General features: G+C 75.7%; 21 protein-coding genes, 1 pseudogene and 1 riboswitch. Of the genes and pseudogenes, 18 read left to right on the top strand and 4 right to left on the bottom strand.

The window, feature by feature from the left end:
- Nucleotides 1–290 precede the first annotated feature (290 nt).
- From CLT72_RS23615 to CLT72_RS23560, 12 genes and pseudogenes are all read left to right on the top strand, one after another.
- On the top strand, nt 291–857 hold the full coding sequence (locus tag CLT72_RS23615; RefSeq protein ID WP_101413638.1) for a hypothetical protein: 567 nt from the start codon (nt 291–293) through the stop codon (nt 855–857).
- A gap of 14 nt (nt 858–871) precedes the next feature.
- Complete coding sequence (locus CLT72_RS23610; protein WP_434089773.1) at nt 872–1849, top strand: hypothetical protein; 978 nt, start codon at nt 872–874, stop codon at nt 1847–1849.
- Nucleotides 1846–2505 (top strand): SAF domain-containing protein, encoded by a 660-nt coding sequence (locus CLT72_RS23605; RefSeq protein ID WP_101413637.1) that lies wholly within the window; start codon nt 1846–1848, stop codon nt 2503–2505. The genes CLT72_RS23610 and CLT72_RS23605 overlap by 4 nt, the downstream gene beginning before the upstream one ends.
- Nucleotides 2506–2507: 2 nt before the next feature.
- Nucleotides 2508–3308, top strand: a complete 801-nt coding sequence (locus tag CLT72_RS23600) for a CpaE/TadZ family protein (protein ID WP_101413636.1) — start codon at nt 2508–2510, stop codon at nt 3306–3308.
- A complete protein-coding gene (locus CLT72_RS23595; protein WP_101413635.1) occupies nt 3298–4833 on the top strand; it encodes a TadA family conjugal transfer-associated ATPase in 1536 nt (511 codons plus the stop codon). Before CLT72_RS23600 ends, CLT72_RS23595 begins: the two co-directional genes overlap by 11 nt.
- Entirely contained in the window at nt 4794–5741 is a 948-nt protein-coding gene (locus tag CLT72_RS23590; RefSeq protein WP_374208876.1) for a type II secretion system F family protein, read from the top strand. Before CLT72_RS23595 ends, CLT72_RS23590 begins: the two co-directional genes overlap by 40 nt.
- 8 nt (nt 5742–5749) lie before the next feature.
- Complete coding sequence (locus tag CLT72_RS23585; protein ID WP_101415344.1) at nt 5750–6622, top strand: type II secretion system F family protein; 873 nt, start codon at nt 5750–5752, stop codon at nt 6620–6622.
- Between the two features lie 25 nt (nt 6623–6647).
- Nucleotides 6648–6851: a hypothetical protein gene (locus CLT72_RS23580; protein ID WP_101413634.1), complete on the top strand. Its 204-nt coding sequence runs from the start codon at nt 6648–6650 to the stop codon at nt 6849–6851.
- A gap of 69 nt (nt 6852–6920) precedes the next feature.
- Nucleotides 6921–7349 (top strand): TadE/TadG family type IV pilus assembly protein, encoded by a 429-nt coding sequence (locus CLT72_RS23575; protein WP_250102239.1) that lies wholly within the window; start codon nt 6921–6923, stop codon nt 7347–7349.
- On the top strand, nt 7334–7813 hold the full coding sequence (locus tag CLT72_RS23570; protein ID WP_250102225.1) for a TadE/TadG family type IV pilus assembly protein: 480 nt from the start codon (nt 7334–7336) through the stop codon (nt 7811–7813). The genes CLT72_RS23575 and CLT72_RS23570 overlap by 16 nt, the downstream gene beginning before the upstream one ends.
- Nucleotides 7810–8241, top strand: a complete 432-nt coding sequence (locus CLT72_RS23565; protein WP_101413632.1) for a pilus assembly protein TadG-related protein — start codon at nt 7810–7812, stop codon at nt 8239–8241. Before CLT72_RS23570 ends, CLT72_RS23565 begins: the two co-directional genes overlap by 4 nt.
- Before the next feature lie 15 nt (nt 8242–8256).
- Nucleotides 8257–9261 (top strand): annotated as a pseudogene (locus tag CLT72_RS23560) (LysM peptidoglycan-binding domain-containing protein); the annotation flags it as partial.
- A 461-nt stretch (nt 9262–9722) separates the two neighbouring features.
- Here the strand turns inward: CLT72_RS23560 and CLT72_RS23555 are convergent.
- Both CLT72_RS23555 and bluB read right to left on the bottom strand, forming a co-directional pair.
- Nucleotides 9723–10574, bottom strand: coding sequence for a Rieske (2Fe-2S) protein (locus CLT72_RS23555; protein WP_089002593.1), 852 nt, complete (start codon nt 10572–10574; stop codon nt 9723–9725).
- A gap of 127 nt (nt 10575–10701) precedes the next feature.
- The gene (gene bluB / locus CLT72_RS23550) at nt 10702–11334 is read right to left on the bottom strand and encodes a 5,6-dimethylbenzimidazole synthase (RefSeq protein ID WP_101413630.1); all 633 of its coding nucleotides are present in this window, start codon (nt 11332–11334) and stop codon (nt 10702–10704) included.
- A 50-nt stretch (nt 11335–11384) separates the two neighbouring features.
- A riboswitch (cobalamin riboswitch) is annotated at nt 11385–11559 on the bottom strand.
- A 122-nt stretch (nt 11560–11681) separates the two neighbouring features.
- On the opposite strand from bluB, the gene CLT72_RS23545 reads away from it, so the two are divergent.
- Both CLT72_RS23545 and CLT72_RS23540 read left to right on the top strand, forming a co-directional pair.
- The gene (locus CLT72_RS23545; protein ID WP_199184628.1) at nt 11682–12602 is read left to right on the top strand and encodes an EamA family transporter; all 921 of its coding nucleotides are present in this window, start codon (nt 11682–11684) and stop codon (nt 12600–12602) included.
- 42 nt (nt 12603–12644) lie between these two features.
- Complete coding sequence (locus tag CLT72_RS23540) at nt 12645–13409, top strand: crotonase/enoyl-CoA hydratase family protein (RefSeq protein WP_101413629.1); 765 nt, start codon at nt 12645–12647, stop codon at nt 13407–13409.
- 24 nt (nt 13410–13433) lie between these two features.
- Here CLT72_RS23540 and CLT72_RS23535 read toward each other — a convergent pair whose 3' ends face one another.
- A complete protein-coding gene (locus CLT72_RS23535) occupies nt 13434–14888 on the bottom strand; it encodes a dihydrolipoyl dehydrogenase family protein (protein ID WP_101413628.1) in 1455 nt (484 codons plus the stop codon).
- Between the two features lie 93 nt (nt 14889–14981).
- Nucleotides 14982–15920, bottom strand: coding sequence for a phytoene/squalene synthase family protein (locus CLT72_RS23530; RefSeq protein ID WP_101413627.1), 939 nt, complete (start codon nt 15918–15920; stop codon nt 14982–14984).
- 64 nt (nt 15921–15984) lie between these two features.
- Between CLT72_RS23530 and CLT72_RS23525 the strand changes: the two genes are divergently transcribed.
- Genes CLT72_RS23525 through CLT72_RS23510 form a run of 4 tightly spaced genes read left to right on the top strand, consistent with a single transcriptional unit; the run spans nt 15985 to nt 20230 of the window.
- A complete protein-coding gene (locus CLT72_RS23525) occupies nt 15985–17139 on the top strand; it encodes a polyprenyl synthetase family protein (RefSeq protein ID WP_101413626.1) in 1155 nt (384 codons plus the stop codon).
- The gene (crtI, locus tag CLT72_RS23520) at nt 17139–18647 is read left to right on the top strand and encodes a phytoene desaturase family protein (RefSeq protein ID WP_101415341.1); all 1509 of its coding nucleotides are present in this window, start codon (nt 17139–17141) and stop codon (nt 18645–18647) included. Before CLT72_RS23525 ends, crtI begins: the two co-directional genes overlap by 1 nt.
- A 34-nt stretch (nt 18648–18681) precedes the next feature.
- Nucleotides 18682–19290 (top strand): isopentenyl-diphosphate Delta-isomerase, encoded by a 609-nt coding sequence (idi, locus tag CLT72_RS23515; protein WP_101413625.1) that lies wholly within the window; start codon nt 18682–18684, stop codon nt 19288–19290.
- Nucleotides 19280–20230, top strand: a complete 951-nt coding sequence (locus CLT72_RS23510) for a MerR family transcriptional regulator (protein WP_101413624.1) — start codon at nt 19280–19282, stop codon at nt 20228–20230. Before idi ends, CLT72_RS23510 begins: the two co-directional genes overlap by 11 nt.
- Nucleotides 20231–20302: the final 72 nt, after the last annotated feature.

Here is a 20302-nt window from a genome sequence, read left to right as displayed (position 1 = left end):
CCGCCCGCCCCTACCAGCCGCGACCACCCGCCGTCACCACCCGTCATCACTCACAGTGTTCGATTGAATTGCCTCTGTTGCATCGGCGGACGTCAGCCTATGCTCGCCCCTTGGGTGTGGTGCAACCCACATCGAGACGACGAGGCGAAGCGGGACATCGCATTCACATAGATCCACAAGGGTAAATGCAGCGGCGCTTTCCGACAGGTCCGGACGACCTCATCCGGGCGCGCCGCGGCATGCCCGGAGGTCGGCACGCCGGCCCCGGGTCCCCACCGAGGAGGCACGACGTGCGCGGACGGCGGTTCGGCCGATGGGCAGCCTGCCTGCTCGCCATCGCGGCGCTCGGCGCGGCCCCGGCCTGCGGCGTCGAGCCCGGACCGGCCCCGGGCGCGGCGACCGCCGGGGACGCGCCCGCCCCCACCCGCCCGGCCGCCGACGAACAGGCGGCGAGGAGGGCGGCGCTGGAGGCGTACGCCGGATATCTCGCCGCCTCGCGCGCGGCGAGCGGACGCGGCGATCCCCACCATCCGGAGCTGTCCCGGTTCCTCGCCGACCCGCTGCTGACCCGGGTCCGGCTGACCATCCGCGAGGCGAAGGAGCACGGCGCGATGCGTACCGGCACGTTGGTGTCCGACCCCACCGTGACCTCGGTGAGCCTGGATTCGAGCCCGCCCACCGTGGAGATCCAGGACTGCCTGGACGCCACCGGCTACCGGCTGGTCTACGCCAGGGACAAGCGGGTCGTGCCCGGCACCGGCGGGACGCGGCACCTGGCCACCGCCACCGCCACCCGCTTCCCGGACGGGCGCTGGCTGATCAACGCCGGCGTCTCCCACGAGGACCTGCCGTGCTGACGCGGGCGGGACGGATCCGCACCGCCGGGGACGGCCATCGGACGGAGCCCGGCGATCCGACGCACGGCCGGGGCGGGGCGGCCCGCCGGTCGCTCGCGGGCGCCGGCCTGGCCCTGCTGCTGGCGCTCGGGGCGGCCGTGCCCGCGATCGCCGCCGGACGCGCGGACCCCGGCGCGGAGTGTCCGCCGGGGCAGAGCGACTGCAGCGTCTGGGACGACGACCCCGGCACCCCCGGCGACCCCGGTGGCGGGGGCGACGGCGGGGGCGGCGACCCGGGTGGCGGGGGCGGGGGCGGCAAGTGCCAGTGGAACGGCCGCACCGTCAAGTGCTACGACGACGTGCTCGGCTGGTTCAACAACGGCGACGGCTGCTACTACAAGCTCGCCGAGCCGCAGCCCGAGGCGCCCGAGGGCCAACAGTGGTACACGCGCACCTGCAACGGCGGCGACCTCGGCACCCAGACCAACGTCCTGCGGGACACCCCGCCGCCCGGCTTCGGCGCACCGCCCGACCCCGAGGAACTCGCCCGCCGGGCGCTGGCGAAGATCACCATCGCGGCGCCCCGGATCGCGGTCGCACCCCGCCGCAGCAACGGTCCCGGCCTGGTCGGACTGCCGGTCTGGATGTGGGGCGGGAACGACGAGCGGAAGTACTTCGGTCCGGTCCAGCGGGCGTCGGAGACCGACCGGGGCCTGACCGTACGGATCACGGCGACGTTCGACCGGATCGTCTGGGACATGGGCGACGGCCGGAAGGTCACCTGCCGGGGCGCCGGCACCCCGTACCGGGCCGACGGCCCGCTCGCCGGCCGCCGGTCCCCCGACTGCGGTTACCACAGTGGCTACCCGAAGGCCGGCGACTACCGGGTACGCGCCACGACGTACTGGACGGTGACCTGGGAGGGCGGCGGCCAGAGCGGGGTCATCCCGGTCAACCGGACGACGGGCACGGTGCCGGTCCGGATCAACGAACTACAGGTGGTGACTCAATGAGTGTGGCGACCCGCAACGGAACGGGACCGGTGGACGCTCCGGTCGCCCCGCCCAGGGTGGTCCGGCAGCGCCGGATGCGGCCCGGGCTGCTCGGCCTGGCCGTGCTGCTGATCGCCCTCGGCGGCCTCGGGGCGGCGTTCGCGGTCACCTCGGTACGCGCCACCGGCAGCTACCTGGCGGTGGCCCGGCCGGTCGAGGTCGGCCGGCAGGTCAGCGCCGACGACCTGGTCCCGGTGCAGGTGGCCGGCGGTCAGGGGCTGTCCCCGGTGCCCGTCGGCCGGCTCGACGAGGTGGTCGGCAAGCGGGCCGCCGTGTCGCTGACCCCCGGCACGCTGCTGACCATGGCCCAGCTCACCGACGCCCCGCTGCTCGGGCCCGGTCAGCAGCAGCTCGCGCTGGGGCTGGGCCCCGCCGAGGTGCCCGCCCGCAGGCTCCACCCGGGCGACAAGGTCCTGCTCGTGAGCACGCCGGACGGCAACGACGACCGCCCGGCCGGCGCCGCCACCCGGTTCGAGGCGACGGTCATCGACGCCGTCACATCCGACCGGGACGACGAGGTGGTGGTCTACCTGGCGCTCGCCGTCCGGGACGTGCCGGCCGTCGTCGCGTTGTCCAGCCAGGAGCGCATCGCCCTCGTACTGACCGAGGCGGCCTGAGGATGGCGATCATCGCGCTGGTGTCGGCGAAGGGCTCGCCGGGCGTCACCACCACCGCCCTGGCCTGCGCCCTGAGCTGGCACCGGCGGCTGGTGCTGGCCGAGTGCGACCCGGCCGGCGGCTCGATCCTCGCCGGCTACCTGGGTGGCGCGCTCGACGGTCCCCGGGGCATCGGCGAACTGGCGGTCGGGGAGCTGCGCGACGGCAACCTGGAGTCGGCGTTCTGGTCGCAGCTGGTCGACCTGGACGCGCCGAAGCGGGAGCGGCTGCTGCTGCCCGGCGTCGTCGATCCCGCCCAGGCCGGCAGCGTCATCCCGCTCTGGCAGCGGTTCGCCGACTTCTTCGGCGCCCTGGAGGGCGGCGACCCGCCGTACGACGTGGTGGTGGACTGCGGGCGGCTGCACGTCGTCGGTCCGCCGTGGCCCATCCTGCGCGCCGCCTCGGTGGTGCTGCTGGTCAGCGGCGCCCGGCTCCCCGACCTCTCCGGCACCCGGGCGATGGTCAGGACGATCGAGCGGGACTTCGCCGAGCACCGGGTGCCGTCGGGCACCCTGCGCCTGCTGCTGGTCGGTGACGGCCACGGCAGCGGGGAGGTCAGCAAGGCCCTGCGGCTGCCGGTCATCGCCCGGTTGCCGCACGACCCGCGTACGGCCGGGGTGCTCAGCCTCGGCGGCACGGTGCGGGCCGGGCGGCCCCTGATGCGCGCGGCCGGGGCCCTGGAGGTGCCGGTCGGGGCGCTGCTGGAACGCCGGCGCGCCCGACTGGCCTGGCCCGTGTCGCAGGGGGTACCGGATGCGGTTTGAACCGGTCTCCGGCGACCCGCGCCGACAGCCGCCCGGCGCCACCTCGACCGCCCCGCCGCTGGCCCCGCCCAACGGGCGCCACCATCCCGTGCCGCTTCCGGTGCCGGTCACCGCGCCGCAGCCGGAGCAGCCCCCGCCCCGCGCTCGGGTCGACTTCCAGGTGGTCCGCGAGCTGCGCCGGGAACTCAGCGAACGGCTCGCCCTGTGGCAGCGCGGGCGGGAGTTCACCGTCGACGAGGAGGACACCGAGCGCGCCCGGCTCGCGGTGGCGGTGGTGGCCGAGTACGCCGACGCGGTACGCCGGGCCGGCACCCCGATGGCGGCCGGCGAGGAGCGGATCCTGCTCGACCAGGTGACCGCCGAGCTGGCCGGGCTCGGCCGCCTCCAGACGCTGCTCGTCGACGACACCATCGAGGAGGTGCACATCCTCGGCTGCGACCAGGTGCGCGTCACCCGGCACGGCGGCGGGGTCGACTGGGTGGAGCCGATCGCCGACAGCGACGACGAGCTGGTGGAGATCCTCCAGGCGGCGGCCCGCCGGGCCGGGGCCACCGAGCGTTCGCTGTCGACCTCCAAGCCCACCCTCGACCTGCAACTGCCCGACGGCAGCCGGCTCGCCGCGGTGTTCCTGGTCAGCCACCGCCCGTACGCGGTGATCCGCAAGCACAACACCCTCGACGTGAGCCTCGACGACCTCGCCGGTGGCCGGGGCGACCTGGACGAGATGGTCGACCCGCTGGTGCGCGACTTCCTCCGCGCGTCCATGCGCGCCGGGCTGAACATCATGGTGGCGGGCCTCGCGGGCGCCGGGAAGACGACCGTGATCCGGGCGCTGATGGACGAGATCCCGGCCGACGAGCCGTACGTGCTGCTGGAGGAGAGCCGCGAGCTGCTGCCGGCCCGCCGCCGGCTCAAGCACCGGGCCGTGATGAGCTTCGAGGCCCGGGAGGGGCACGGCGAGCGCGGGGCGGACGGCCGCCCGGCCGGCGAGGTGAGCATCGCCGACCTGATCCCGGTCTCCCTGCGGATGGGCGTGCTGCGGATCATCGTCGGCGAGGTCCGGTCCCGGGAGATCGTCCCGATGCTCCAGGCCATGACGACCAGCCGCGGCTCGATGTGCACCATCCACGCCCGTACGCCCGCCGGGGTCAGCGAGCGGATCATCGAGCTGGCGCTCGCACACGGCCGGGAGATGACCGTCGACCAGGCCCGCCGGATGGCCGGCAACGCGCTCGACCTGATCGTCTACGTCACCGTCGAGGACGAGACCGCGATCGGCGGACGCAAGCACCGTTTCGTCTCGCACGTCGAGGAGGTCATCGGCGTCGGCGACGGCAACCGGATCACCACCACCCAGGTGTTCGGGCCCGGGCCGGACGGTCGGGCCGTACCCCGGCACCTGCCCGAGCGGATCCGCGCCCAGCTCCTGCGCGTCGGCTACGACGCCCGGCTGCTCAGCCGCTGGATCGAGGCCGGCACGGGCGCGTGGCGGCGGCCCCGGCACACCCGCCTCGGACGGCGGTGACGTCGGTGCTGGACAACGTCGAACTCGTCGCGGTCGCCTCCGGGGCCGCCTGCGTGGCGGGGCTGCTGCTGGCGGTCGTCGCGCTGGTCGGCACCCGCCGGCCCCCCGGCGGCGGACCCGGCGCCGGCCGGGGCCCGGGCCGGCTGTGGACGGGCCCGAGCGCCAACCCGCGCGAACAGCGGGCCCACCAGGCGCTGCTGGTCGGTGCCCTCGTCGCGGGCGCGCTGGCCTTCCTGGTCACCGGCCTGCCGGTGGTCGGCCTGCTGGTCGCGGTGGCCGTCCCGGGCACCCCGTGGCTGTTCTCCGTCGGCAAGGCCGAGCAGCGGGCCATCGCCCGCATCGAGGCGGTCGGCGAGTGGACCCGCCGGCTCAAGGACGTCTCCGCCACGGGCCAGGGGCTCCAGCAGACCATCATCGGCACGGTCACCACCGCCCCGGAGGAGATCCAGGAGGAGGTACGGCTGCTCGCCGCCCGTCTCCAGGCCGGCTGGCTGGCCCGTTCCGCGCTGCTCGCCTTCGCCGACGACATCGGCGACCCCGTCTGCGACCAGGTGGTGGCGGCGCTGATCCTGCACGTGACCGACCGGGGCGAACGCCTCGGCGACGTGCTCGGCTCGATCGCGCACGCGGCGGCGGCCGAGGTCGCCACCCGCCGCGAGATCGAGGCGAAGCGCACCCAGCCCCGCTTCGCGGTCCGCTTCCTCACCGGGATGACCCTGGCCACCGTCGCGTACGGGCTGCTCAACACCGAGTACATCAGCCCGTACGGCACACCCTTCGGGCAGCTCGTGATGGCGGCGCTCGGCGCGGCCTTCGTGGGCCTGCTGGCCTGGGTGCGGTCGATGAGCCAGCCGCGCCGGCCGGCACGCTTCCTGCCGGCCCCGGACCCGGAGGAGGTGCTCGCGTGATCGGTTCCGTGGTCCTCAACTGGCAGCTCGCCGTCGCCGTCTGCGGCGGGGCGGCGGTCGGGCTGGGCGCCTTCCTGGTGGTCCGCGAGCTGGTGCCGGCCACCCCCGCGCTCGGGCCCGCGCTGCGCCGGCTGCACCAACCGGCCGGCGTCGGGCAGCTCACCGCGCCCGCCGACCGGCGGTTGGAGTGGCTCACCGGGCTGTCCCGCTGGCTGCGGCCACCGCACCGACAGCTCGCCCTGATCGACCGGACGCCCGAGCAGTACGCCCTGTCGATGCTGCTCTCCGCGCTGATCGGGCTCGCCGCGCCGACGCTGCTCGGCGTCACCCTGTTCACCGTCGGCGTCCGGCTGCCGGTGGTCGTACCCGTGCTCGGCAGCCTCGGGTTGGCACTGCTCTGCGCCCTCGTCGCGCACCGGTCGGTGCTGGACCGGGCGGACAAGGCGCGCGACGAGTTCCGCCAGGCGGTCTGCACCTACCTCGACCTCGTCGCCCTGCAACTCTCCGCCGCGCACGGACCGGTGCAGTCGCTGGAACGGGCGGCGGCGGTCTGCGACGGCTGGGTCTTCGACCGCATCTCCGAGGCCCTGCGGATCGCGCAGATGCAGATGCACTCGCCGTGGGACGAACTGCGCGACCTCGCCGAGCGCATCGGCATCCCGGAACTGGGCGACGTCGGGGCGATCATGCGCGCCTCGGGCAGCGAGGGCGCGCAGGTGCACGAGACCCTGCGCAGCCGCGCCGACTCGCTGCGCGACCAGATCCGCACCGACAACCTGGCCCGGGCCGAGGGGGTGACCAGCCGGCTCGACATCCCCGGGGCGTTGCTCGTCTTCGTCCTGCTCGGTTTCGCCGTCTATCCGTTCATCGCCCGCCTGTGATCCGACCCGAGAGAAGGAGCACGTCATGTCCGTCATCACCCGCCTGCACGTCGCGCTGACGACACGCCTGGCCGAGCTGCGTGAGGACGGCGAGCGGGGCGACAGCCCCGTACCGACCGCAGTGATCATCTTCGGTCTGGTCGCCGTCGCGATGGCGGTCACCGCCGCCGCCCTCGGTGCCGCCAACGACTGGATGGACAACATTCCCAAGCACCAGGACCCGAAGTAACGCCGGGCCGTGCGCCGAGCGGACTGCACCCCGGTACGCCGGGCGGCCACCGCCGCCCGGCGTACCGCCCTGGCCACCCTCCGGGGGCTCGGCGCGGGCGCCGTCCGGCGGCTCGGTGCCGGCGGGGCCGACCGGGGGGCCAACCCCGTCGAGTTGGCGGTGGCGATGCCGGCGATCCTGCTGCTGCTCTTCGCCTCGATCCAGACCGCGGCCTGGTTCGTCGCCCGCTCCACGGCGCTCAACGCCGCGCAGAGCGCGGTCAACGCGCAGCGGCTGCACCAGGCCCCGGCGGGGGCCGGCGAGGCGCGGGCCGTCCGGTTCCTGAAAGCCTCGGGCGGCTGGCTGGTCGGCTGGAAGGATCCCGCACCGAGCTGCGAGACCACCGCGACCGAGGTGACCTGCACGGTGCGCGGGCGGTCCCTGTCGGTCGTACCCGGGGTCACCTTCCCGGTGCACGAGACCGCGCACGGGACCGTGGAACGGTGGACCGTACCGTGAGCCGTACCGCCGAGCGGGGCTCGGTCTCGATCGAGGTGGCGGTGCTCGCCCCGGCGTTCATCGCGCTGATCGTGCTGGCCGGCGTCGCCGGGCGTACCGCCGTGGCGGCCGAGGCGATCGACGCCGCCGCCCACGACGCCGCCCGCGCCGCCTCGATCTCCCGCGACGCCCGCACCGCCCGCGCCGAGGCCCGGGACGCGGCCCGCCGGCAGCTCGACTGGCGCGGCCTGGACTGCGCCGGCACTCCCGAGGTGACGTTCAGCGGCGCGGTACGCGGCGCCCCCACCAGCTTCGACGCGGCGTTCCGCAGCCCGGCCGGGCAGGACGCCTCGGTCACGGTCCGCATCGCGTGCACGGTCTCCTACGGGGACCTGCGCCTGTCCGTCCTGCCGGGGATGCCCGCGAGCAAGCGCGTGTCGGCGAGTTTCACGTCGCCGCTGGACCGCTACCGGAGCCGGGGATGACCGTCGTCGCCGGCCGGCACGACCAGGGTCGGGTGAGCGTCTTCCTCGCCGTGGCCATGGTCGGCGTGCTCTCCGTCATCGGGCTGGCCTTCGACGGCGCTGGCCAGCTGCGTACGTTGCAGCGGGCCGACAACCTCGCGGCCGAGGCCGCCCGCGCCGGCGGCCAGGCCATCGACCGGGCCACCGCCATCGAGGGCGGGCCGACCCGGATCAACCGTCCCCAGGCCCGCCGGGCCGTCGCCGACTACCTGGCCGCCGCCGGCGCCGCCGGCCACGCCGTCAGCTTCCCGGTCGTCGACGGGGAGACCCGGGTCCGGGTACGCGTCACCGTCACGCACCGCCGAGCCATGCTCGGCCTGTTCGGCTTCGACGAGACCGTCACCGTCTCCGGCGAGGCGACCGCGCGGCCGCTCACCGGGGCACCGTAGGAAGGGAAGGCAGCCATGGCCGCATCGGGGCGTTCCGCCGTACGGCGGACCGGACGCATCCTGACCGGGTTCGGCGCGCTCGTCGTGCTCTGCGCGGTGCTGGTCGGCGCGCCGGTGGCGCTGCTCGCCCTCGCCGGCAACCCGCTGCCCGACCATCTGCCCACCCTCGCCGAGGTCGGCTCGACGCTGACCAGCCGCGACGACGGGCGGCTCTTCCTGCGGGCGCTGGCGCTGGCCGGCTGGTTCGGCTGGGCCACGTTCGCCTTCTCCGTGCTGGTCGAGCTCGGTGCGCAGGCACTGCGCCGACCCGCGCCCCGGCTGCCCGGGATGAGCCGCCAGCAGCGGGCCGCCGCCGCGCTGGTCGGTTCGGTCGCGCTGATCCTCGCGGCCAGCCCGGCGGCGAGCGCCGCGACGGCGATGACCGGCCCGTACGCCCTGCCGGCGGCGGTGCCGGCAACGGTCGCCTCGTCCGCCCCGGCCACCTCCGACGACGCTCAGGCGGTCTACCGGGTGGCCCGGGGCGACCACCTGGGCGCCGTCGCCCGGCGTTACCTGGACGGGTTCGCCGACTACCGGGAGCTGGCCGAGCTGAACCGGCTCGGCGACCCCGACCGGATCCACCCGGGTCAGCTGCTGAAGCTCCCCGGGGACGCCGAGGACCGGGGTGCCCGCCGGCACGCCACCGGCCGCCTAGTCGCCCGCCCGGCCCCACCCGAGCCCGCTCGCCCGGCGCCCCCTCGCCCGGCCCCTGGGCAGGCCGCCCCGGAGCGGGCGACGCCGCCTCCGCCGGCAGCCGAGGCCCCCGTGCCGCCTCCGGCGGGAACGAACGCCGGCGAGGCCCCCACCGTGACGGTGGGAGCCGCCCGGGCCGGCGAGCCCGATCGGGTGAACCGGCCTCTCGCGGTCTCCGCCGTCCTGGCGGTGGCGAGCATCGTCGGCGCGCAGATCGGCGCGGTCCTGGGCCTACGTCGCCGCCCGGGTCACGTACCGGCCGGCGCCGGCCGGGCCACGACCGCCGCCCGCCAGGCCGCCACCGCTCGCCGGGGCACCACCACGGCCCGGCGCGGCGCGGGTCAACGGGGTGCCGGCACCACCGCGTACGGCAGCGCGATCACGCCCGCCTCCGGTACGGCCACCGGCGCCGACGCCTACGACGACCTGACCGCGGGCACCCGCCACGGCCCCGCCCAGCCCGTCGCCAACCCGCCGGCCGGCGGGCCGACCGGCCGGGCCCACCCGGGCTCGGCCCGCGACACCTCGATCGGCCGTCACCGCCGCCCGTGACCCGCCCCTGACCACCGCCCCGGGCGAGCGAACCGGCCTCTCCACGTCGCCGCCCGCCAGGTGCTCCGGCCGCTGCGGGCCGGGCCGGTAGATGTCGATCAAGAGGTTCGGTCACCCCGGGAGCTCGAACCCGACCCGAACCTCTTGATCGACCCCGGGAGGCCGGGAGGCCGGGAGGCGCCGGTGGCCGGGGCCGGTCAGGGGAGGCGCGTCTCCAGGACGCCGTCGACGATGCGGGTCGGCAGGACCTGCTGGTCGTTGCCGGACGGGCCGTGCACCACCTCGCCGCCGTTGAGGCGGAACGCGCTGCCGTGCCACGGGCAGACCACGCACGCGTGACCGTCGATCTCCTGCACCTCGCCCTCGCCCAGCGGACCGCTCTGGTGCGGGCAGCGCTCCAGCATGACGGTCACCTCGTCGCCGTGCCGGTAGAGGATCACCGAGACGTCGTCGACCTCCCGCGTGATCAGTTGGCGCTGCGGCAGGGCGGCCATGTCGGCGAGGGAGTGCCACCCGTCGCTCATCCGGTGCAGCTCGGAGATGCTCTGGTTGACCTGGGCGCCCTGCTTGTACGCGAGGTGCCCCCCGATGTACGCGCCCATGCTGGCCGCGCCGAGGCCGAGGAAGCCGAGCGTACGGCCGAGGTTGTGTCGGCCGGTCATCCGGGCGGCCACCGAGCCGGCGTAGAAGGCCAGGCCGACGCTGTTGGACGCGGCGTGCACCAGGCCGACGCGGCGCTGGTCGCGGGCCAGTGCCGCCCAGTCGTTGAGGCCGGCGACGGCGGCCGGGAGGGCGCTGACGGTGCCCACCGCGCACAGCGTGGTGGCGGCCCGGCGCTGCCCCGGCATGAGGTCCAGCACCGCCGTGCTGATCCACGCGCCGACCGGCACCTGCACCATCGCCGGGTGCAGCGGATGGCCCAGCCACACGCCGTGCAGCAGGTCGCGGACCCGCTGCGGTCGGAGGGTGGCCTGGACGGCGCGCTGCAACCGGTCGCCGACCCGGTCCAGACCGGATGCCTGCTCGATCTTCGTCAGGAGTGCTCGCACCTGTACCGACTTCCCGGCAGGAGCCGCCGCAAACCGGTCGGCGGTGACGGATCCGCAGCGGTACGTGAGGAGCGCCCCGCCGGCCCGTAACGGGACGCCCTCACCGAGGTCAAAGTGGGCAGGCAGGTCAGGGTGCCGTCGGGGCCGCCCAGCGGTCGTGGTGGATCGCGTCGGCCAGCGGGCGCTTCTGCCGCCAGCCGTGCCGGGCGAGGTCGGGTACCGCCTCGAAGTGGGTGACCGGCCCGAGGCAGAGCCACGCCACCGGCCGGATTCCGTCGGGGATGCCGAGCAGCTCGGCGAGCCAGGGCTCCCGGTAGAACGACACCCAGCCCACCCCGAGCTCCTCAGCGGTCGCGGCGAGCCAGAGGTTCTGGATGGCCAGGCAGGTCGAGTAGAGCCCGGTGTCGGCGATGGCGTGCCGGCCGAGCACGGCGGGGCCGCCCCGGGCCTGGTCGTGGGTGACCACCACGGACAGCGTCGACTCCAGGACACCATCGATCTTGATGCGGGCGAACCGTTCGGCCGCCTCCCCGTCGAGCGTCGCGGCGAAGGCGTCCCGCTCGGTGTGCACGTGCTCGTGGAACCGGCGGCGCAGCCCCGGGTCGCGCACCACCACGAAGTCCCAGGGCTGCGAGTAGCCGACGCTCGGCGCGGCGTGCGCCGCCGACAGCACCCGGTGCAGCGTCTCCTCGGGCACCGGCGCCCCGGTGAACTGGGCGCGTACGTCCCGGCGGCGGTGGATGACGTCGTACAGATCCAAGGCAGGCTCCCGCTGCGCTCGGCCCACGCCACGCCGGACGCGGGCACCGGACGCGAGGCCGGTCTTCGGACTCCCGGATCGACGCCTGGCCGTCCGCCTTCCCGGCCCGGGCGGGCCAGTGGCTGCGCGTACGCGTGGACGGTGGCTCCCCGGTCACCGCGGCGGGCCCGTGCCGGATTCGCACCGGCTTCCCGATTCTCCCCGCTCGCGCGGGGCACCTCACATGATCGTGCCGTCGGCGATGCTAGCGCCGCCCGGCCCGCCCCGTTCCGGCGGGCGGCGCTAGCGCACCCGCAGCAGTGGAAATCCGCTCGCGGGTCGCACGCTCCGGTACCACTGTGGTCCGGGTGTACGCACTCTCCTCCCGACCGCTGCCGGCCGGCCGACCGGCGACCCGACTGACGCTCGCGCTGGGGCAGCCCCGAGCCGTGCCGCCGCCGCTGCTGATGCTGCTCGGCATGCTCTCCACCCAGGTCGGCGCGGCCGTCGCGAAGCAACTCTTCGGCAGCACCAGCGCCAGCGGCACCACCACGCTGCGGCTCGGCTTCGCCGCGCTCATCCTGCTGGTCCTGGCCCGGCCGGGGCTGCGCCTGGGCTGGCGTACCGCCGGTCTGGTCGCGGCGTTCGGGCTGGCCCTGGCGGTGATGAACCTCGCCTTCTACGCGGCCCTGGACCGGGTGCCGCTGGGCGTCGCGGTCACCATCGGCTTCGCCGGACCGCTGCTGGTGTCGCTGGCCGCCAGCCGCCGGCTCGCCGACGTGGCGTGGGCGGCGCTGGCCGGCGGCGGGGTGCTGCTGATCAGCGGGCTCGGCGGGACGGGGGTGGACCGGCTGGGGCTGCTGTGCTGCGTGGCCGTCGCGGTGGGTTGGGCCGGCTACGTACTGCTCGGCAAGGCGGTCAGCGCCCGGGTGCCGGGCAGCCGGGGCCTCGCGCTGGGGATGGCCGTCGCCGCGCTGGCCGTGCTGCCGTTCGGGGTCGCCGGCAGCGGCACGGCCCTGCTCGACCCGTGGACCCTCGCGCTGGGCGCGGCGGTGGCGCTGCTGTCGTCGGTGCTGCCGTACTCGGCGGAGATGGCGGCGCTGCGCCGGATGCCGGCCCGCGTCTTCGCGATCCTGCTCAGCCTGGAGCCGGCGATCGGCGCGCTGGTCGGGCTGGTGCTGCTGGGCGAGCTGCTGGCCTGGCCGCAGGCCGCCGGGGTGGCGTGCGTGGTCGGCGCCGCGCTGGGCGCCACCCTGGTCCGCCCGGCCCGGCCCGCCGCCCCGCGCTGACGCCCCTGGCGCCGCCGGCACCGCCGGGGGCATGCTGTCGGAATGGGCGTACGCGTCGAACGCGCCGCGGCGGTGACCACGGTGATCCTGGACCGCCCGGCGGCCCGCAACGCGGTCGACGGGCCGACGGCCCGGGCGCTGGCCGACGCGTTCCGCGCCTTCGAGGCCGACCCCGACGCCTCCGTGGCCGTGCTCTGGGGGGCCGGCGGCACGTTCTGCGCGGGGGCCGACCTGAAGGCCATCGGCACGCCGAGCGGCAACCGGGTCGAGGCGCAGGGGGACGGCCCGATGGGCCCGACCCGGATGACGCTCGGCAAGCCGGTGATCGCCGCGATCTCCGGGCACGCGGTGGCCGGCGGGTTGGAACTGGCGCTCTGGTGCGACCTGCGGGTCGCCGAGGCCGACGCGGTGCTCGGGGTGTTCTGCCGCCGCTGGGGGGTGCCGCTGATCGACGGAGGCACGGTCCGGCTGCCCCGGCTGATCGGCGAGAGCCGGGCGATGGACCTGATCCTCACCGGCCGGCCCGTGCCGGCCGAGGAGGCGTACGCCATGGGGCTGGTGAACCGGCTGGTCGCGCCGGGTGAGTCCCGGGCGGCGGCCGAGCGGCTGGCCGCCGAGATCGCCCGGCACCCGCAGACCTGCCTGCGCAACGACCGGGCGGCGCTGCTCGCCGGTGCCGGCCTGCCGGAAGCGGCGGCGCTGGAGGTGGAGTTGGCGTACGGGATGGAGTCGCTGGCCGTCGACGCGGCGGCCGGTGCGGCCCGGTTCGCCGCCGGCGCCGGCCGCCACGGCGCCCCGGCCCACTGACCGGGCGGAGGCCGGCGGGCGCCCTCAGGACATGTCGCGCAGCGCGTCCTCGATCGCCCGGTGAAAGGTCGGGTACGCGTAGATCATCTGCCGGAGCCGGGCGAGCGGCACGGCCGCGTGCACCGCCACCACCAGCGCGGAGAGCACCTCGCCGCCGGCCGGCCCCACCGAGGTCGCGCCGACCAGCACGCCCTCGTCGGCGTCCGCCACCAGCTTGACGAAGCCCTCGTTGCCGGCCTTGTGGATCCAGCCCCGGGCCGACGACGGCAACCGGGCGAGGCCGACCTGCACGTTGACGCCCCGCTCCCGGGCCTGCTGCTCGGTGAGGCCGACCGCGCCGACCTCGGGGTCGGTGAACGTCACCCGGGGCAGCGCCCGGTAGTCGGCGCGCGGCAGAACACGAGCGGAACCGCCCGCCCCGCTACCCGCCGCGCCACCCGTCGCGCTCGCGGTGCCGCTGGGATCGGCCCCGGCGTCGGCGCGCCGGGCGTGGTCGAGCACGTCGGCGACGACGATCCCGGCCTGGTACATCGCGACGTGCGTGAACGCCCCCTCGCCGGTGACGTCGCCGACCGCCCAGATCCCCTCGGTCACGTGCAGCCGGTCGTCCACGGCCAGGTAGCGCCGGCCGGCGTCCACCCCGACGGTGTCCAGGCCCAGCTCGTCCAGGTGCGCCCGGCGGCCGGTCACCACCAGCAGCCGATCGGCGGTGAACTCCGCCCCGCCCGCCCCGCGCAGGGTGAAGGCGCGCCCGTCGTGGCTGACCCGCTCCGCCCGTACCCCGGTGTGGATCTCCACCCCGTCGGCGCGCAGCGCGGCGGCGGCCACCTCGGACGCCTCCGGCTCCTCGACGGCGAGCACCCGGTCCAGGGCCTCGACCACGGTGACCCGTACGCCGAACCGGGCGAAGACCTGCGCCAGCTCCAGCCCGATCGCGCCGCCGCCCAGCACCAGCAGCGACTCCGGCAGCTCCTCGACCTCGATCGCCTGCCGGTTGGTCCAGTACGGCGTGTCCGCCAGGCCGTCGACCGGCGGCACGGACGGCCTGGTGCCGGTGCCGAGCACGATCCCGTGCCGGGCCTGGAAGACCCGCTCGCCCACGCGCACCCGGCCGGGCCCGTCGAGTCGGGCGGTGCCCCGGACGAACCGCCCGCCCTTGCCGGTGAACCGCTGCACCGCCACGGTGTCGTCCCAGGTGTCGGTGGCCTCCTCGCGGATCCGCCTCGCCACCGGTGCCCAGTCGGGCCGCACCTCGGCGGAGCCCGCGAGCCCGTCGACGCGGCGGGCCTCGGCGATCGCGTTGGCCGCGCGGATCATCATCTTGCTCGGCACGCACCCCCAGTAGGGGCACTCCCCGCCGACCAGGTCGCGCTCGACGCCGACGACGCTCAGCCTCGCCTCGGCGAGCCGCCCGGCCACCTCCTCGCCGCCGACCCCGAGCCCGACCACGACCACGTCCACCAGTTCCGGATCAGCCATCCCGCCAGCATCGCGCACCGCCCGGCGGCCGGCCAGCCGGCCGCGCCGGCCGCCACCGACGAACCGGGGTGGCCGGTCAGCGGCAGGCAACGGTCAGGAGGTGGACGCGGTCAGCGGGCCGGGCGCCAGGGCGGGTCCGGGGATCACCACGGGGGTGCCGGCGGGGGTGATCAGGGCGCGGGCGGCCACCGCCATCCGGCGGCGCTGCGGCACCAGCGCCCGGTCGGCGAAGACGTCGTAGTCCCGCGCGGCCACCTCGTCGAGGATCCCGCCGTACAGCGCGTAGGCGGTGCGCATGCAGGCCTGCGAGGCGGGCGCCAGCAGGGTGATCCCGGGGGCCGCCGCGGTGTAGTGCGCCTGGGCGCGGCTCACCTCGTACGCGATCAGCTCCCGGACGCGCGGCGTGGCCCGGCCCCGGGCACGCGCCTCGACCAACTCCTCGCGGGTGACGCCGAACTGGGCCATGTCGTCGTCGGGCAGGTAGGTGCGCCCCCGGTCGAGGTCCTCGGCCACGTCCCGGATGAAGTTGGTGAGCTGGAAGGCGAAGCCGAGCTGGCGGGCCGGCTCCCGGGCCGCCGCCGGGTCCGAGCTGCCCAGGATCGGCAGCATCATGGTGCCGATCACCGCCGCCGAGCCCTCCATGTAGTCGAGCAGGTGCCCGTAGGTGCGGTACGAGGTGACCGTCAGGTCCATCGCCATGCTCTTGAGGAACGACGCGAAGTCGTCCCGGTCGAGGTCGAGGACGGCGATCGTGTGCAGCACCGCCGGGAGCAGGGGGTCGTCCACCGGTTCGCCGTGCAGCCCGGCGACGAAGCGGCCGGCCCAGTCGTCGAGTCGCGCGGCGCGCTCGGCGGGGGGCAGCTCCTCGGTGCGGTCGACGATCTCGTCCGCGTAGCGCGTGAATCCGTACAGGGCGTGGACATGCCGCCGTTTCCAAGCGGGTAGGAGCCGGGTGGCGAGATAGTAGGTGCGGCCGTGCCGTTTGTGCAGCTCACGGCAGCGGCCATAGGCCGCAGCGAGATCGGTTTCCACCGGCCCTCCTCAATTTCGACGCACAAATCGACGCAACTCGTAAGCCTAGGGTACGCTCGGCCGCATGGCCAACGACGCAGTTGCGGGTAATTCGCTCCGCGTGGCCCCCGCCGGCCCGGCCGACGGGGACGATCCGGTGCGCGCGGTCCTTGCCGCGTACACGAAGGACCTGGTCACGGCGGTGGAGGACACCCTCGCCGCCTTCCTGGCCGCGGAGGTCGACGCGCTGGGCGAGATCGACGCGGCGATGGGCGGATTCGCCGCGACGGCGCGCGACTGCGTGCTGGCCGGTGGCAAGCGCGTCCGCCCCACGTTCGCCTACTGGGGGTGGCGCGGCGTGCCCGGCGGCACCGGCCCGCTGCCGCCGGTGCTCCCCGCCTTCGCCGCCCTGGAGCTGCTGCACACCTTCGCCCTCGTGCAGGACGACGTGATGGACGCCTCCGCGACGCGCCGGGGCCAGCCGAGCGTGCACGAGGCGCTCGCCGCCCGGCACACCGCGTCCGGCCATCGGGGCGACCCGCGTCGGTTCGGTGAGTCGGTCGCGGTGCTGATCGGCGACCTCTGCATGGTCTGGGCCGACCGGCTCCTCGCGCACGCGGCCCTGCCGCCGGCCCGCCTGCTCGACGTCCGGCGCTGCTACGACCAGATGCGCGTGGAGACGATCGCCGGGCAGTACCTCGACGTGCTCGGCGAGAGCGACGCGGCGAACTGGTCGGTCGACCGGGCGCTGCGGGTGGCCCGCTACAAGACCGCCAGCTACACGGTGCAGCGCCCGCTGCTCTTCGGCGCCCGCCTGGCCGGCGTCGGGGACGACGCCCCGCTGACCGCCGCGTACACCCGCTACGGGCTCGCCGTCGGGGAGGCGTTCCAGCTCTGCGACGACCTCCTCGGCGTCTACGGCGACCCGGCCACCACCGGCAAGCCGGCCGGCGACGACCTGCGCACCGGCAAGCCGACCGTGCTGCTCATGCTGGCCCGGCAGCTCGCCACGCCGACCCAGCGGCACCTGCTGGACGGCCTCGGCGCCGGTGTGGGGGACGCGGAGGTCGCCCGCCTCGCCGAGGTGGTCGCCGACACCGGGGCCGTCGACCGGGTCGAACGCATGATCTCCGAACGCGTCGCCGAGGCGCTGACCGCGCTCGGCACCGCGTCGATCGACGAGACCGCGCGCACCGCGCTGACCGGTCTCGCCACCGCCGCCACCAACCGGCGGGCATGATGGTCAACTTCGCACAAGGAGGTGGTCGCGTGCGCACCGTTGACGGGCGTACGGACCGGGTGGTCGTCGTCGGCGCCGGGCTGGGCGGGCTCGCCTGCGCGCTGCACCTGGCGGGCAGCGGTCGGCAGGTGACCGTGCTGGAGCGCGAGCCGGTGCCGGGCGGCCGGGCCGGCCGGCTCAGCGTGGACGGCTATGAGTTCGACACCGGGCCCACCGTGCTCACCATGCCCGACCTGATCGCCGAGGCGCTCGGCGCGGTCGGCGAGGAGCTGGACGACTGGCTGGACCTCACCCCGCTCGACCCGGCCTACCGGGCGTACTACCCGGACGGGTCGACGCTGGACGTCATCACCGACACCACGCGGATGGCCGCCGAGATCGCCCGGGTGTGCGGCCCACGCGAGGCGGACGGCTACCTGCGCTTCGTCGACTACGCGCGCAGGCTCTGGCAGTGGGAACGCGCCGACTTCATCGAGCGCAACCTCGACGCCCCCACCGACCTGCTCACCGGCAACCTGGTCAAGCTGCTGGCCGGCGGCGCCTTCCGCCGGCTCCAGACGAAGATCAACCAGTTCTTCCGCGACCCGCGCACCCAGCGGATCTTCTCCTTCCAGGCCATGTACGCCGGCCTCGCCCCGCACGACGCGCTGGCCATCTACGCGGTCATCGCCTACCTCGACTCGGTCGCCGGGGTCTACTTCCCGCGCGGCGGCATCCACGCCGTCTCGCGCGGCATGGCCGGCGCCGCCGAGAAGCACGGCGTCGAGATCCGCTACGACACCACGGTGACCAGGGTGGAGACCGCCCACGGCCGGGCCACCGGGGTGGTGACCGCCGACGGTGAGCTGATCCCGGCCGACGTGGTCGTGCTCAACCCCGACCTGCCGGTCGCCTACCGCGACCTGCTGCCGCCGAGCCGCCCGCGCAAGCTCACCTACTCCCCCTCCTGCGTGGTCCTGCACGTCGGGTCGACACAGGCATATGGGAAGATCGCCCACCACAACATCCACTTCGGACGGTCGTGGAAGGGCACCTTCGATGAGGTCATCAGGCGGGGCCAGCTGATGAGCGACCCGTCCCTGCTGGTCACCAACCCGAGCCGGACCGACCCGTCGGTGGCCCCGGCCGGGCGGCACACCTACTACGTGCTCGCCCCGGTGCCCAACCTCGACCGGGCGCCGTTCGACTGGCGGGGCGACTTCACCGAGCGCTACGCCGATCAGCTCGTCGGCACCCTGGAGGAGCGCGGCTACCTCGGCTTCGGCGCCGGCGTCGAGGTGCTGCGGGCCGTGACCCCGGCCGAGTGGGCCGAGCAGGGCATGGCCGCCGGCACCCCGTTCGCCGCCGCGCACAGCCTCTTCCAGACCGGCCCGTTCCGCCCGTCGAACCTGCACCGCACGCTGTCGAACGTCGTCTTCGTCGGCTCGGGCACCCAGCCCGGCGTCGGCGTGCCCATGGTGCTCATCTCCGGCAAGCTCGCCGCCGGCCGCATCACCGGGGATGCCTGATGGCCCACCCCCTCGGACCAGGGAGACACCTGCCGTGACCAGCCGCGAGACGCACCTCGTCGAGCTCGTGGACGACGCCGGACTGGCACGGGGCGAGACCACCGTGTCGGCCGCCCACCAGCCCCCGGGCCAGCTCCACCGCGCCTTCTCGGTGCTGCTCGTCGACCCCGGGGGCCGGGTGCTGCTGCAACGCCGGGCAGCGGTCAAGACCCGCTTCCCGCTGCGCTGGGCCAACGCGTGCTGCGGCCACCCGGCACCCGGCGAGTCCCTGGTCGAGGCCGCCAACCGCCGGCTGCGCGAGGAGCTCGGCGCCGACCCGGTCGAGCTGACCGAGGTCGGGGTGTACATCTACTACGCCGAGGACCCGGCCACCGGTCGGGTCGAGTTCGAGTACGACCACGTCCTGCGGGGCGAGTTCCGGCCGGGCAGCCCACTGCTGCCGGATCCCGACGAGGTGGCCGAGCTGCGCTGGGCCGACCCCGCCGCCCTGACGGCCGACCTCGACGCCGACCCCCGCGCGTACGCGCCGTGGCTGGGCGGGGTGGTGAACCGGCTGCTGCACCCGTCGGGGCCGGCCGTCGGCCCGCCGGGCCAGCCCGGCACCCCGGCGAACGACGCGTCGGAGCGGTCGGGTGGCCGATGAGGCGCTGAGCGCGGGAGCCGTCGCCCGACGGCTGGGCGTGGCCGTGACCACCCTGCGCACCTGGCACCAGCGCTACGGCCTCGGGCCCAGCGAGCACGTACCCGGGCACCACCGGCGCTACACGCCGGCCGACCTCGCGCGCCTGGAGATCATGCGGCGGCTCACCGCCCAGGGGGTCACCCCGGCGGAGGCGGCCCGCTGGGCCCGCCGGGCGCCGGACGCGGTGCCCGGCGACGCGGCCGTACCCCCACGGGTGCGCGCCGTCGCCGGCCGCGACGGCGGCGGTTCGACGATCCCGGTCGGCCGGGCCGGACCGGCGGCCCGGGGGCTGGCGCGCGCCGCCATGCGGCTGGACCCGGTGGCGATCGGAGAGACGATCGCCCGGGCCCTGGAGGCGAACGGTGTGATCGCCACGTGGGAAGGTCTGCTGCGTCCCGTGCTCTTCGGCATCGGCGAGCGGCACGCCGCCACCGGCGGCCTCATCGAGGTCGAGCACCTGATGTCGCGCTCCGTCTCGGAGGCGTTCGCGGTGGTCGCCCGGGCCGCCGCGCCCGCCGGGCCGGCGCGCATCGTGCTCTCCTGCGCCGACGAGGAGCAGCACACCCTGCCGTTGGAGGCGCTCGCCGCCGCGCTCGCCGAGGCCGGGGTCGGCTACCGGATGCTCGGCGCCCGGATGCCGCTGCCCGCGCTGCTCGAGGCCGTCAACCGCACCGGGCCGGCCGCCGTGGTGATCTGGTCGCACACCCGGGCCACCGCCGATCCCGCCCAGCTCAACGCCCTCCTCGCCGCGCCCCGCCGGCCGCTGCTGGTGCTCGCCGCCGGGCCGGGTTGGCTGGCGGACTCGCTGCCCGCCGGGGTGGTCCGGCCGGTCGACCTCACCGAGGCGGTCTCGCTGGCGCTCGCCCTGCGCGACTCGCTGGACCAGGCCTCGGCGGACTGACCGGGGATCCCGGGGCGGGACGCCGTCCACTAGCGTCGGGAGGTCCGCCGACCCCGACCCCCTCCGGGAGCG

This window comes from Micromonospora sp. CNZ309 (assembly GCF_002846525.1).
This window is presented reverse-complemented; position numbering and strand designations above follow the sequence as displayed.